Source organism: Pseudomonas sp. SDO524_S393, assembly GCF_054071875.1.
Window position 1 is genome coordinate 1 of the sequence record NZ_JBSVVZ010000168.1, and the last position, 328, is coordinate 328.

General features: G+C 63.7%; 1 protein-coding gene. It reads left to right on the top strand.

Annotation, left to right across the window (positions count from 1 at the left end):
* Positions 1–328, top strand: a 328-nt coding sequence (locus ACW9IB_RS29515; protein WP_457416859.1) for an AMP-binding protein, incomplete at both ends; no start/stop codon positions are given.

The following is a 328-nucleotide window of genomic DNA, read 5'->3' on the forward strand; positions in this document are numbered from 1 at the left end:
GGCCCGGATGTGCTGGTGGGTCTCGCGGTGGAGCGCTCCATCGAAATGGTCATCGGCCTGCTGGCGGTACTCAAGGCCGGCGGCGCTTATGTGCCGCTGGACCCCGAATACCCGCGTGAACGCCTGGCCTACATGCTCGATGACAGTGGCGTGAAACTGCTGCTGACCCAGGCGCATTTGCTTGAGCAGTTGCCGATTCCGGCTGGGCTGCACACGCTGGTGCTGGGCGACTCGACGTTCGAGGACTACAGCGACGCCAACCCGGGCATTGAACTGGATGGCGAAAACCTCGCCTACGTGATCTACACCTCGGGTTCCACCGGCCAGC